The organism is Rudaea sp., from assembly GCF_036383415.1.
Lineage (GTDB): Bacteria > Pseudomonadota > Gammaproteobacteria > Xanthomonadales > Rhodanobacteraceae > Rudaea.
In genome coordinates this window covers 1-10,557 of record NZ_DASVOK010000288.1, presented here as the reverse complement: position 1 = coordinate 10,557, position 10,557 = coordinate 1, and the positions used below count along the sequence as shown (strand labels likewise).

Here is a 10,557-nt window from a genome sequence, read left to right as displayed (position 1 = left end):
ATCGACAACACCGACGTGTTCTTCAAGCTCGCCTCGGCGGCGATGGCGCAGTAACGAGCAGCAACCGACGCCGGCGTGCAATGCGCCGGCGTCGCGATGGAAAAAGAATCTGCCGCGGCCGTCAGTGTGCTTGCGGCTTGTCGATTTCCGCAACGCGGCTGTCGCGATCGAACACGACGCGGCCGCCGGATTCGTCCGGGTAATACCAGACTTCGCCGAACACGCCGGTGGTCGTGCGTCCGGGCGCGCCGAGCAGACGGCGCACTTCGCTCCAGCTCATGCCCTGCTTGATCTGCGCCCACTTGGCCGGATCGCCCCAGATCGGCGGCGGCGCCGGCGCTCCCGGCTGGGCCACATGCGGCACCACGGAGACTGCGGGCGCCGTGGCCGGTCGCGAGGCGACGGCGTTGAGTTTCGCCTCGAGTTCGGCCACGCGTTGCTCGAGCGCTTTCACGCGCGCGTCGAGCGCCGCCTCGCTGGCCTTGTCGGCCAGGGCCAAACCAGGAGCAACCATCAGGGCAAGCGATGCGATCAAGGCGAGACGGGAAGGCATACGGATACCGGAACGGGAACTTGGCAATAACCTACCACGTGCGGCGCCGTTTCGTTGTGGTCCTTTGGTCCGAGCCTCGCGGTGCGCCATCCGCTGCACACCCTGCTGCGCAGTTGGCCCAAGGAATCGAGATTCCTCAGCCGGTCAGCTCAACATCCGCTTCTTCCATCACCGCATCGGGCACGAACTTGCCGCCGCGGTCGAGTTCGGCGAACAGGCCACCGAGGCGCACGAGCTCGTCGTATCTGCCCTTCTCGACCAGCTGGCCGTCCTTGAGCACGAGGATGACGTCGGCGTTGCGCACGGTCGTCAGCCGATGCGCGATGACGAAGGTCGTGCGGCCCTGGGTCAGCGCGCCGAGTGCGCGCTGGATGCGCGCCTCGGTCGCGTTGTCGAGCGCGCTCGTCGCCTCGTCGAGGATCAGGATCGGCGAATCCTTGAGCATCGCGCGCGCGATCGACAGGCGCTGGCGCTCGCCGCCCGACAGCGAGCGGCCGCGCTCGGCGACGAGGGTCGAATAGCCTTCCGGCTTGACGATGACGAAGTGGTGCGCCTCGGCCGCGATCGCGGCCGCTTCGATTTCCGCCTCGGTCGCATCGGGCTTGCCGATGCGCAGGTTGTCGGCGATCGAACGGTAGAACAGGCCCGGGTCCTGGAACACGACGGCGATGTGTTCGCGCAGGCTGTGCAGGCTGACCTCGCGGATGTCGATGCCGTCGATCGTGATGCGGCCCGCGCTCGGATCGTAGGCGCGGTAGAGCAGGCTCAGCGCCGTGGTCTTGCCGGCGCCAGTGGGACCGACGATCGCCGCGGTCGCGCCCGCGGGCACCTTGAAGTTCAGGTGCTTGAGCGCCGGATGCGACACTTCGTAGCCGAACGAGACATCGTGGAATTCGACTTCGCCGCGCACGTCCTGCGGCAGGTCGGGCGCGCCCGGCTTCTCGTGCAGCACTTCCTGCGTATCGAGCACGGCGAAGAAGTCGCGCAGCGAATGGGTCTGGAAGAACAGGCTCGAAATGAAGCCGGCGAACTGTTCGAGGCGACCGATCAACTGCATCGAGAAGCCGACGAAGGTGACGATCGCGCCGACCGTGACCTCGCCCTTGCCGTTGAGCTGCGCGCCGAGCGCGAACATGGCGACGATCGTGATCGTCGACATCGCGCGATTGGCGACCGACAGCCAGGCCCAGCCGCGCAGCACGGGATATTGCGCGGTGAGCACCTTTCTCACCATGCCCTTGATCTCGGCAACCTCGGCCGAGATGCGTGAGAAGCTCTGCACGACCATGACGTTGCCGAACACGTCGCCGACGCGCTCGGAGATCTCGTGGTGCAACTCTTCGACCTCGCCCTGCGCCTTGTGCGTGCGCCGCACGGCGATCGCGTTGAATACGGCGAAGCTCGTCATCAGGCCGATCATCAGCAGCGCGAGCTTCCAGTTCATCTTGATCGCGAGCGGGATCATGACGAAGATCGACAGCAGCGTGGTCAGATGATCGCGGAAGAAGTTCAGCCAGATCTGGAACAGGTTGCTCGAACCCGAGTGCATGATGCGCAGCAGGCGCCCGGTGTGGTGCTGGCCGTGGAACGACAGCGGCAGCGCGATCGAATGCTCGAAGAACTGGGTGATAACGGCGAGGCGGCGCCGGTGCGCGAGGCGGTCGGCGTAAAGCGACACGAGCACGCTGGCGACGACGCCGGCGAAGCCGACGCCGGCCCACGCGCCGATGAATTGCCACGCGTCGCGATGGTCCTGCGCGGTCAGCGCATCGACCACCCGGCCGAACAGCCACGGCTCGAGGAAGAACACGCCGGCAAGGGCCAGGTTGGCGACGGCCAAGGTGATCGCCAGCCATTTCTCGGGCGCAAGCAGCGCGAGCACGCGCAGGTAAATTTTCAGAATGCTCATTGCGTTCGACGTTGTGGAAATCGGGCTCGGCCTAGCTTAGCGGCTTCGATGACCTGCATGAACCCCGAGGCAAACCGGCCGCCCCGCATCGAGCCCGCGTCGCAAATTCACCGGCGCGGCGGTATTTTTGAAAAATTTAACGAATCATCCGTTAGACCTGTCACCCACGGACACCGTCCGACCGGGGCAGATTCGATTCAGACGCATACGCGGGAAGGTGCTGCCAGCGAGGGGGGCCACGCGCGCGTCCGACGGTGTTTACGGCAGAGCTTCCGAGCGGAGTTCTGCCGAGCCGGAGAGTTGGGGGAGCAACTCGCGAGCGCCTGCTCGCCTCGTACGGGGCGGCGCAGATTCTTTCTCAAATTCGGAGAGAAATTCCATGCGATTGAATGTGAAATCCGCTACGCGCACCTTGGTCCACGTTGCATCCCTTGTCGGTCTGCTGGGTGCGGCTTCGTTCGCATCCGCCGGGCAAGGCAACGGCGCCGATTCTCCTTCGGCGGATCAATTGAAAAACTGGCACGCGACACTGAAGAATTTCCCTCCAGTCGCGGAAGGCTGTTTCCACGCGAACTATCCGAGCCTGGTTTGGGAGCAGGAAGCCTGCGGTGAAACGCCGACTTATCGTTCCAACCCGAAGTTTTCGGGCGCCGTGGACACGGTCGGCAACGGCTACGACTATTCCGCCACGACGTCTCATCTGACTCAATCCGCAACCGGCAGCTTCCCGAGTGAAAGCGGTGGCGGCTCGAGCGGCTTCACGCTGCAGCTCAACACCAACTTCGGCAATGGAACATCCGCTTTTTGCGGAAGCCTGGGATACTCGAGCTGCCAGACCTGGGAACAGTTCATCTACTCGTCGAACTATCCGGGCAACGCCGGCACCGGCGTGAGCGGACCGCAGGCGTTCATCCAGAACTGGCTGTTCATTCCCAAGGGCAAGCGCTGCCCGAAGGGATGGAACAGTTATAAAACCAGTTCGTACAACGGCTGCTACAAGAACAGTGCCGGCGTGGCTGCCGCTGCGGTCAGCCTGGGCGGCCTTGCGGCCACCTCGCTTGCCGGTTCGGCATCGGTGAGCGGCCTCGATACGGTCACGTTCACCAACGGCACGACCGCGAAGGCAGTGAGCCAGAACGGCAGCACGCTCGACATCGGCGCGACCTGGAACAATTCCGAGTTCAACGTCGTCGGCAATGGCGGCGGCTCGGCGGCCACGTTCAATGCCGGCTCGTCACTGACCGTGCATGTCGCGGTCAACGACGGCACGACGAACGCGCCGACCTGCGTGGGCCCGACCAACGGCGGCACGACCGGCGAAACCAACAACCTCCACCTCGGCGCATGCGTCGCCGCGGGCGGGTCGTCGCCGTATATCCAGTTCACGCAGTCGAACTGATCGTCGCCTGAGTCGAACACGAAGCGCCGGTCGCGGCAACGCGATCGGCGTTTTTTGTGCCCCATCCCTTGCTCCGCTCGGGCATGGTCCGACTGCACGGGCGAGCGCGACAGTCGCCGGCGCGACCCGCTATCATGCGCATCCCGCTTTCGCTGACGGTGTTTCGCGCGCATGTCCGGATCGCTACAGGTTTCGATCGAAGGGCGCACGGCGCGCATCACGCTCGACCGTCCGCAGACGCACAACGCCTTCGACGACAAGCTGATCGGCGAACTTACCGCTGAACTCGATCGTCTCGCCCGCGACAGCTCGCTGCGCGCGCTCGTGCTCACCGGTGCCGGCGCTTCGTTCTCGGCCGGCGCGAACGCAAACTGGATGAAACGCATGGCGGCGGCGAGCGAAGCCGAGAACAAGGCCGACTCCGAGCGTCTCGCCGCGCTGATGCGCGCGCTGAATTTCTTCCCCACGCCGACCATTGCCCGCGTCAACGGCGCCGCGATCGGCGGTGGCGTCGGCCTTGTCGCCTGTTGCGACATCGCGATCGCCGTCGACACGGCGAAGTTCGCGCTGAGCGAGGTCAAGCTCGGCCTCGTGCCGGCGGTGATCTCGCCGTACGTCATCGCTGCGATCGGTGCGCGTCAGGCGCGACGCCTGTTCGTCAGCGCCGAAGTGATCGACGCGCACGAAGCGCTGCGCATCGATCTCGTGCATCGCGTCGTCGCCGCGGACAAGCTCGATGAAGCAGTCGCGCGCGAACTCGATCTGCTCGCCAAGGGCGCGCCGAACGCGCAGCGCGAAGCCAAGCAGCTCGCATTGCGCATGGCCGGCGCCACGCCCGAGCACGCCGCGCTGATCGACGAGAACAACGCCGCGCTGATCGCGCGCCTGCGCATCGGCGCGGAAGGCCAGGCCGGCCTCAGTGCATTTCTCGACAAGCAAACGCCTCCCTGGCTCAAGCAGGAGTAGCCCCGTGTCCCTTCGCAACCGTTTCGACCATATTGGCTTCACCGTTTCCGATATCGCACGCAGCAAGGCGTTCTACGCCGGCGCGCTCGCGCCTCTGGGCATCGGTCTGGTCATGGAAGTGACCGCGGAAACAACCGGCGGCCACGCGCACGCGGGCTACGGCCACGACGGCAACCCGTACTTCTGGATCGGCAACGGCGACGGCGCGTTGCGCGGCAAGCTGCACGTCGCCTTCGCCGCAGCGAATCGCGCGATGGTCAATGCGTTCCATGCGGCGGCCATCGCCGCCGGCGGCATCGACAACGGCGCGCCGGGCCTGCGCCCGCACTACCACGCCAACTACTACGGGGCCTTCGTGCTTGATCCCGATGGCCACAACATCGAAGCGTGTTGCCATCTGCCGGAGTAAGAGGTTCATGCCATATCCGATCATCAACCTGGATCAGATCGAATTGAAACCGCGTCCCGCGCACTTGAACGCACCGGGCGCCGCCGCCGAACGCTTCGGCGCGCTGCGCGGCGAGGTCAGTTCGCGCATAGGTGCGGTGAAGCTTGGCTACAACGTCGTCCTCGTACCGCCAGGCAAGCGCTCGGTGCCTTTTCACAACCACCACGTCAACGAGGAACTGTTTTTCATCCTCGAAGGCGGCGGCGAGTTGCGCTTCGGCTCCGAGCGTCATCCATTGCGCGCCGGTGATTTCATTGCATGTCCGCCCGGCGGCCCGGAAGTTGCGCACCAGATCATCAACACAGGCGCTGGAGATCTGAAATATCTCGCGCTGAGCACGATGCTCAATCCGGAAATCTGCGAATACCCCGATTCCAACAAATTCCTCATTGCCGAGTTGCCGCGCGACGCTGCGGGCAACGCGCAGGGCTTCCGTCACATCGGTCACGCCGATGCGAGCGTCGACTACTGGGAAGGAGAATGATGTTCACACGCGTCTTGATCGCCAACCGCGGCGAGATCGCCTGCCGCGTCATCCGCACCGCGCGGCACCTCGGCATCCAGACGGTCGCGGTGTACTCGGAAGCAGACGCGACCGCGCAGCATGTGCGCCTCGCCAACTTCGCCTATCCGATCGGCGGGCCGCGTCCGGCGGATTCGTATCTGCGCGGCGATGCGATCATCGAGGTCGCGAAGAAATCAGGCGCGCAGGCGATCCATCCGGGCTACGGTTTCCTCTCTGAAAATCCCGACTTCGCCGAAGCCTGCGAAAAAGCCGGCATCGTGTTCATCGGCCCTTCCGCGAATTCGATGCGCAAAATGGGCTCGAAGGCCGGCGCGAAGGAACTGATGGCCGGCCACGGCGTGCCCGTCGTGCCCGGCTACACCGGCGAGGACCAGAACGCCGCGCTGCTCGCGCGCGAGGCGCAGCGTATCGGTTTCCCGTTGATGATCAAGGCGGCCTACGGCGGCGGCGGCAAGGGCATGCGCATCGTGCGCAAGGCCGAGGAGTTCGCGGCGAATCTCGAATCCTGCCAGCGCGAGGCGAAGAGCGCGTTCGGCCGCGATCGCGTGCTGCTCGAACGCTACGTCGAAACGCCGCGGCATATCGAATTCCAGATCTTCGGCGATACGCACGGCAATGCGATCCACCTCAACGAGCGCGAATGCTCGGCGCAACGCCGCTATCAGAAAGTGCTGGAGGAAACGCCCTCGCCTTTCCTTACGCCTGAGCTGCGCGCGAAGATGGGCGATGCCGCGATCAAGGCCGCACGCGCGCTCGACTACGTCAACGCGGGCACGGTCGAATTCATCGTCGGACCGCAGGGCGACTTCTATTTCATGGAGATCAACACGCGTCTGCAGGTCGAGCATCCGGTCACCGAGATGGTGCTGCATCTCGACCTCGTCGAACTGCAGTTGCGCGTCGCCGCGGGCGAGCCGCTGCCGGCTTCGCTACTGCGCAACAAGTCGGTGCCGCAGGACGGCCACGCGATCGAGCTGCGCCTGTACGCCGAAGATCCTTCGCAGGGATTTTTGCCCGGCTCCGGCAAGCTGCAGCGCCTGCAACTGCCCGTGGCGAACGCACACGTGCGCATCGATTCGGGCGTGATCGAAGGCGACACGGTGACGATCTTCTACGACCCGATGATCGCCAAGCTGATCGTCTGGGATCGCGATCGTCCCTCCGCGTTGCAGCGCATGCGCGAGGCGCTTGCGCAGTGCGCGGTGACCGGGCCGAAGTCGAACATCGATTTCCTCGAACGCCTCGTGCGTCATCCGGCCGTGATCGAAGGCCGCATCGACACGGGCTACCTCGATCGCCACCTTGCCGAGTTCCTGCCGGCCGACGCCGCGCCCGATCACGGCACGTTGTTCGCTGCCGCGACCGCAGTGCTGCTCGACGAGGAAGCCTCCGTGCCACAGCTCGCGCAAGCGAGCGGCGATCCGTACTCGCCGTGGGCGCGCGCCGACGCCTGGCGCATCGGCCATGCGGGCAAGCGCATCGTCTGCTTCGCCCACGACGGCGAGCGCATCGAAGTCGACGCACACGGCGCGGGCGGCAGCTATGCGCTGAACATCGGCGAGACGCGCTGCAAGGTCGCCAATGCACGTCTTACCGACGGCCTGCTCAACGCCGAGTTCGACGGCGAGGCGCGCCGCCTGCGCAGCGAAGTCGACGCCGACGGTGTACTGCTGCATGACGGCGAACGCCGCGCACGCCTCGCGCGCGTCGGCGCATTCGCCTTTACCAGGTCGACGCAAACCAGCTCAGACCGCATTGCCGCGCCGATGCCCGGCCGCATCGTGTTGGTCAAGGTCAAGGAAGGTGACAGCGTTGCCGAGGGCCAGGAACTGATCGTCATGGAAGCGATGAAAATGGAGATCACGCTCAAAGCGCCGCGCGCGGTGAAGATCGCGAGCGTGAGTGCAAACGCCGGCGAGTTCGTCGAGGCCGACGCGGTGCTCGCGCGTTTCGAGGCGGAACAATGAGACCGGCGGCGGCAACGCTGTGTCTTGCCGTCTTCGCGTTGAGTGGTTGCGTCGACACCGTGTTCGAATCGCTGCCCGGCAAACACATCAGCCAGTGCGACCCGCACTTTGTCGGCAAGTGGCGGCTGCTGAGTCAGGATACAGACCGCAAGGACGATAAGAGTCTTTTTCTCGTGGTCGAACCCGGTTGTATGGCATTGCATCTGTTCGAGAACGGCAAGGACGATACCGAGACCGATCGTCAAACCCATCTTGCGTTTGCATCGGTCGGCACGAAATCCCTGCTGGCCGTGAAGTTCGACAACGACAAGTCGCATACCGACAAGGTGGACTGGTCGAACGGCTTTCACTATTTTCTCTACGACCTGAGCAACCATGAGATCCGTCTGCGCCCGGCCGACGACGTCGCAGTCGCGCATTTGATCATCGACGGGAAACTTCAAGGCCGCACGGAAAAGATTTCGGCTGAACCTGGCGGCCAGCATCGAAACCATGGTTCGGAGTTGCACAACTATGTGGCCGGCGACTCCGAGGCCATGGCCAAAGCCGTCGAACTTGGCGGCGTCTTCGCCGACACACCCTACTTCACCTTGAAACCCGCCACGGATGCCGAAATATCGGCGTCAGCCAAACCATCGCCCAAATCGAAATGACCACGCCCAGCCAAGTCCGCATCGTCGAAGTCGGGGCTCGCGACGGCCTGCAGAACGAGAAGACCATCGTGCCGACGGCGGCGAAGATCGAGTTGATCGACCGCTTGTCGGCGACCGGCCTGCAGACGATCGAGGCGACGAGTTTCGTCAGTCCGAAATGGGTGCCGCAGCTGGCCGATGCCGCCGAGGTCTACACGGGCATTCACAAGAAACCCGGCGTGCGCTATCCGGTGCTCGTGCCAAACCTGCAGGGCTATGAGCGCGCCCGCGAAGTTGGCGTCGAGGAAATCGCCGTGTTCACCGCGGCGAGCGAGGCGTTCAACCGCAAGAACATCAATGCCTCGATCGCCGAATCGCTGGAACGATTCGCGCCGGTGATCGAACGCGCGAAAGCGGACAAGGTTGCCGTGCGCGGTTACGTCTCGACCGTACTCGGCTGCCCATACCAGGGCGAGGTGCCGCTGGCCGACGTCGTGCGCGTGGCCAAGGCGCTGCACGCGATGGGCTGCTACGAGGTCTCGCTCGGCGACACGATCGGCATCGGCACGCCGGCGAAGGCGCGCGCGATGCTCGCCGCAGTCGCCACGGAAGTGCCGATGTCCGCACTCGCGATCCACTTCCACGACACGCGTGGGCAAGCGCTCGCGAACATCCTCGCCTGCCTCGAACTCGGCGTCGGCGTGATCGACTCGGCCGTCTCCGGCGTCGGAGGATGTCCTTACGCGCGAGGTGCGAGCGGCAACGTGTCCAGCGAGGACGTGGTTTACATGCTGCACGGCATGGGCATCGAAACCGGCATCGATCTCGACAAGCTGATCGAAACCGGTCGCTGGCTCAGCGTGCAACTCGCGCGCGACAACGGCAGCAAGGTCGGCAAAGCGGCAGCGTAGGCATTCAGGCCGAGGCCAGTTTGCGGTACGCGCGAGGTGTCATGCCGACAGTCGCCTTGAACTGGCGCGCGAACGCGCTCTGATCGGCAAAGCCGCAGGCCTGGCCGATCTCGGCGATGCCGTCCACGCCAGTCAACCGACGCATCGCCGCCTCGATGCGCACGCGCGTCAGCGCCTGCTGCGGCGTGATCTGGAATACGTTGCGGAAATGCCGTTCGAGCTGGGCCAGCGACACGCCGGCCAATTCGGCCAACTTCGCCATGCGCACGTTGTCGGCATAGTGGAGCTGCAGATGATCGACCACGCGGCGCAGGCGGTCGTAAGTCGGATGACGGCCGTCGGGCTGGCCGAGGTCGCGCGAGATGCCGACCACGCCGCGCACTTTTCCACGTACGCGCAGGGGATGTTTCCGGGTCAGGCACCAGCCCGGCGCGCGGTTCGGGAAGATGTGCACCTCGAGTTGGTCTTCAATCGTTTCGCCGGCAAGCACGCGCCGGTCCTGCGCAGCGTAGGAGCCACCCATGTGCGCGGGGAACAGCTCGGCCACGCCGCGGCCGATCACTTGCTCGCGATTTTTGAGGCCGAGCCGGCGCACGAGGGTCAAGTTCGCGTGCGTGTAGCGTCCGGCCGTGTCCTTGACGAAGAAGACGACGTCGGGCAGCGCATCGAACAGGTTCTCTAGCTCATCAGCGGGGATGGCGAGCGTCATGACAGAATTGTGCCGAATTCCGCATCCAAACGCAGCAAGTCTTTCTAGACCGGACAGCGAGCTGCAGCGAAGATGACGGCATGCACAAGATAGAGATCATCGATTCGCACACCGGCGGCGAGCCCACGCGCGTCGTCATCGCCGGATTCCCCGACCTCGGCACCGGTTCGCTGGCCGAACGCCGCGAGCGCTTCCGCCGCGAATTCGACCATTGGCGCAGCGCGATCGCCTGCGAGCCGCGTGGCTCCGACACGATGGTCGGCGCGCTGCTGCTGCCGGCCGTGGATCCCAAGGCCTGCACCGGCGTGATCTTCTTCAACAACGTCGGCACCCTCGGCATGTGCGGACACGGCAGCATCGGCGTGATCCGCACCCTCGCCCACCTCGGCCGCATTGCGCGCGGCATGCATATACTGGAAACGCCGGTCGGCACGGTCGGCGCGGAGCTGCACGCCGACGGCCGCGTATCGATCGCCAACGTGGAAAGCCATCGCCTCGCGACGAACGTGCGCGTCGATGTCCCCGGCTTCGGCGTGG

At 64.9% G+C, this 10,557-nt stretch carries 11 protein-coding genes; 8 read left to right on the top strand and 3 right to left on the bottom strand.

Annotated features, from left to right (window positions below):
- Positions 1 to 121 precede the first annotated feature (121 nt).
- Positions 122 to 553 carry a hypothetical protein gene (locus VF497_RS10975; RefSeq protein WP_330888601.1) on the bottom strand — a complete coding sequence of 144 codons (432 nt, stop codon included), beginning with the start codon at positions 551 to 553 and terminating at the stop codon, positions 122 to 124.
- A 136-nt stretch (positions 554 to 689) separates the two neighbouring features.
- Positions 690 to 2,462, bottom strand: a complete 1,773-nt coding sequence (locus tag VF497_RS10970; protein WP_330888599.1) for a glucan ABC transporter ATP-binding protein/ permease — start codon at positions 2,460 to 2,462, stop codon at positions 690 to 692.
- Positions 2,463 to 2,970: 508 nt separating this feature from the next.
- Between VF497_RS10970 and VF497_RS10965 the strand changes: the two genes are divergently transcribed.
- The 7 genes from VF497_RS10965 to VF497_RS10935 all read left to right on the top strand — a co-directional run bounded on the left by VF497_RS10965 (position 2,971) and on the right by VF497_RS10935 (position 9,311).
- Positions 2,971 to 3,861, top strand: coding sequence for a hypothetical protein (locus VF497_RS10965; protein WP_330888596.1), 891 nt, complete (start codon positions 2,971 to 2,973; stop codon positions 3,859 to 3,861).
- 171 nt (positions 3,862 to 4,032) lie between these two features.
- A complete protein-coding gene (locus tag VF497_RS10960; RefSeq protein WP_330888594.1) occupies positions 4,033 to 4,827 on the top strand; it encodes an enoyl-CoA hydratase-related protein in 795 nt (264 codons plus the stop codon).
- Between the two features lie 4 nt (positions 4,828 to 4,831).
- Complete coding sequence (locus VF497_RS10955; protein ID WP_330888593.1) at positions 4,832 to 5,236, top strand: VOC family protein; 405 nt, start codon at positions 4,832 to 4,834, stop codon at positions 5,234 to 5,236.
- A 7-nt stretch (positions 5,237 to 5,243) separates the two neighbouring features.
- On the top strand, positions 5,244 to 5,759 hold the full coding sequence (locus VF497_RS10950; protein WP_330888591.1) for a cupin domain-containing protein: 516 nt from the start codon (positions 5,244 to 5,246) through the stop codon (positions 5,757 to 5,759).
- A complete protein-coding gene (locus VF497_RS10945; RefSeq protein WP_330888589.1) occupies positions 5,759 to 7,768 on the top strand; it encodes an acetyl/propionyl/methylcrotonyl-CoA carboxylase subunit alpha in 2,010 nt (669 codons plus the stop codon). Before VF497_RS10950 ends, VF497_RS10945 begins: the two co-directional genes overlap by 1 nt.
- Positions 7,769 to 7,827: 59 nt before the next feature.
- On the top strand, positions 7,828 to 8,421 hold the full coding sequence (locus tag VF497_RS10940; protein WP_330888587.1) for a hypothetical protein: 594 nt from the start codon (positions 7,828 to 7,830) through the stop codon (positions 8,419 to 8,421).
- Entirely contained in the window at positions 8,418 to 9,311 is an 894-nt protein-coding gene (locus VF497_RS10935; protein ID WP_330888585.1) for a hydroxymethylglutaryl-CoA lyase, read from the top strand. Before VF497_RS10940 ends, VF497_RS10935 begins: the two co-directional genes overlap by 4 nt.
- Positions 9,312 to 9,315: 4 nt before the next feature.
- Here the strand turns inward: VF497_RS10935 and VF497_RS10930 are convergent, their stop codons facing one another.
- Positions 9,316 to 10,020, bottom strand: a complete 705-nt coding sequence (locus VF497_RS10930) for an AraC family transcriptional regulator (protein WP_330888583.1) — start codon at positions 10,018 to 10,020, stop codon at positions 9,316 to 9,318.
- A gap of 80 nt (positions 10,021 to 10,100) precedes the next feature.
- On the opposite strand from VF497_RS10930, the gene VF497_RS10925 reads away from it, so the two are divergent.
- Positions 10,101 to 10,557 (top strand): proline racemase family protein (locus VF497_RS10925; RefSeq protein ID WP_330888581.1); only part of this gene is annotated, 457 nt, incomplete at its 3' end.

What these genes read in the sequence shown, in the direction of transcription:
- VF497_RS10975 (WP_330888601.1), bottom strand. Translation starts at nt 553, where the DNA reads ATGCCTTCCCGTCTCGCCTTGATCGCATCGCTTGCCCTGATGGTTGCT.
- VF497_RS10970 (WP_330888599.1), bottom strand. Translation starts at nt 2,462, where the DNA reads ATGAGCATTCTGAAAATTTACCTGCGCGTGCTCGCGCTGCTTGCGCCC.
- VF497_RS10960 (WP_330888594.1), top strand. Translation starts at nt 4,033, where the DNA reads ATGTCCGGATCGCTACAGGTTTCGATCGAAGGGCGCACGGCGCGCATC.
- VF497_RS10950 (WP_330888591.1), top strand. Translation starts at nt 5,244, where the DNA reads ATGCCATATCCGATCATCAACCTGGATCAGATCGAATTGAAACCGCGT.
- VF497_RS10945 (WP_330888589.1), top strand. Translation starts at nt 5,759, where the DNA reads ATGTTCACACGCGTCTTGATCGCCAACCGCGGCGAGATCGCCTGCCGC.
- VF497_RS10935 (WP_330888585.1), top strand. Translation starts at nt 8,418, where the DNA reads ATGACCACGCCCAGCCAAGTCCGCATCGTCGAAGTCGGGGCTCGCGAC.
- VF497_RS10930 (WP_330888583.1), bottom strand. Translation starts at nt 10,020, where the DNA reads ATGACGCTCGCCATCCCCGCTGATGAGCTAGAGAACCTGTTCGATGCG.